Here is a 1,397-nt window from a genome sequence, read left to right on the forward strand (position 1 = left end):
GTGCCGGACAGGGTGATCCGGCCCTCGTCCGCCCGGACGTCGACGTCCATGGGCCCCGTCGGGCCGAGCGCGGCCACCAGTTCGAAGCGGACCTGATCGGTGAGGTCCTGGTGGTCGACCGGCCGGGCCCACTGGACGGCACCCGGCCGGGGCCGCTGGTGCGGGAGCGGCGACCGCTGGAGGAGCCGGGGCCGCACGAGATCCTGGTGGAGGTCGAGGCCTGTGGGGTGTGCCGCACGGACCTGCACCTCGCGGAGGGGGAGCTGCGGGTGGGTGCTCACCCGGGCGGACCGCAGGGCCTCCTGGCGCTACTTCCGCGACGCCCTGGTGGCCGATCTGCGGGACAGCCAGCACGGCACCACCGCGGAGGGCATCCACCTCGGCGCGATGGCGGGGGCGGTCGACCTGCTGCAACGCTGCTACACCGGGCTGGAGGTCCGGGAGGACGGGCTGCGGCTGGACCCGCACCTGCCGTCGGCGCTGGGCCGGCTGGAACTGGAGCTGTGCTACCGGGGGCACCGGGGCGTGGTGATCACGGTCGACCGGCGCGCCGTCACGGTGGCGCTGGGGGCGGACGGGCACGGCACGGTCCGGATCCACTGCCGCGGCACCACGGCCGTCGTGGGCCCCGGCGAGACCAGGATCCTCCCGCTCTGATTCCGGGGTCCGGCCCTCCTCTGATTCCCTGGGTCCGGCCCGCCCGGGTCGGGTTCACCGGCGCTGGGACCAGAGGGGCTCCACCCGCTCCCAGTCCGGCTCCCAGCTCCGCTCGGCCCGCCGGTCCAGGGTGCGGCAGTGCACCGTGTGGCCGACGACGGCGAGGGAGACCAGGCCGGTGGCCGTCCCGACGCCGAGGATCCCGGCATCCGAGAGGACCGCGGCGGTGGTCCGGGCCCCGGCCGCCGGAACACCGCTGTCGTCCAGCTGGATCGCCACCGCCGATCCGACCGGGGTGCCCGTGCTCACCTGAACGGTGCCGCCACCGGGCCCGACCGGGTAGGCCCATCGGGCCGGGGCGTGGGCACGGGCACCTCCCGTCCGGAGGTCGTCGGTCACCGCGGGACCGACCGTCGTCGCGGTGACGGCGTGCCGGTGCCTCGCCGTCTCCTGCTCGGCGTGCGTCTCCACCCGGAACACCAGCACGGCCACGACCGCGCCCACGGCGATCAGCAGCCCGAGGACGACCGGCAGGGCGAGTGCCGTGCGGCTCCGAGCCCGGTCGACCGGGCGGCACAGCGGATTGCGGTCGAGGCCGGAGGCGCGGCGGACCTGGGTGCGGAACGGCGTGTGCGCGGCCTGACGCTGCTGCGCGGTCATGACGCACCTCCTCGGAGCGGGGCCGCCTGTTCGTCGCCCCCAGCCTTGCGCGGCTGCGACCGGGGTACCAGGGTCCGGCG

3 protein-coding genes are annotated in these 1,397 nt (G+C 76.2%); 1 reads left to right on the plus strand and 2 read right to left on the minus strand.

Annotation, left to right across the window (positions count from 1 at the left end; genetic code table 11):
* On the minus strand, positions 1-281 hold a 281-nt coding region (locus VR45_RS50870; RefSeq protein WP_159394476.1), incomplete at its 3' end, for a hypothetical protein.
* Between VR45_RS50870 and VR45_RS35900 the strand changes: the two genes are divergently transcribed.
* Complete coding sequence (locus VR45_RS35900; protein ID WP_045944117.1) at positions 274-657, plus strand: glycosyl hydrolase family 65 protein; 384 nt, start codon at positions 274-276, stop codon at positions 655-657. The genes VR45_RS50870 and VR45_RS35900 overlap by 8 nt on opposite strands.
* Positions 658-711: 54 nt before the next feature.
* Here the strand turns inward: VR45_RS35900 and VR45_RS35905 are convergent, their stop codons facing one another.
* Positions 712-1,317, minus strand: a complete 606-nt coding sequence (locus tag VR45_RS35905; RefSeq protein ID WP_052709636.1) for a hypothetical protein — start codon at positions 1,315-1,317, stop codon at positions 712-714.
* Positions 1,318-1,397: the final 80 nt, after the last annotated feature.

Source organism: Streptomyces sp. NRRL S-495, assembly GCF_000966955.1.
GTDB lineage: Bacteria > Actinomycetota > Actinomycetes > Streptomycetales > Streptomycetaceae > Kitasatospora > Kitasatospora purpeofusca.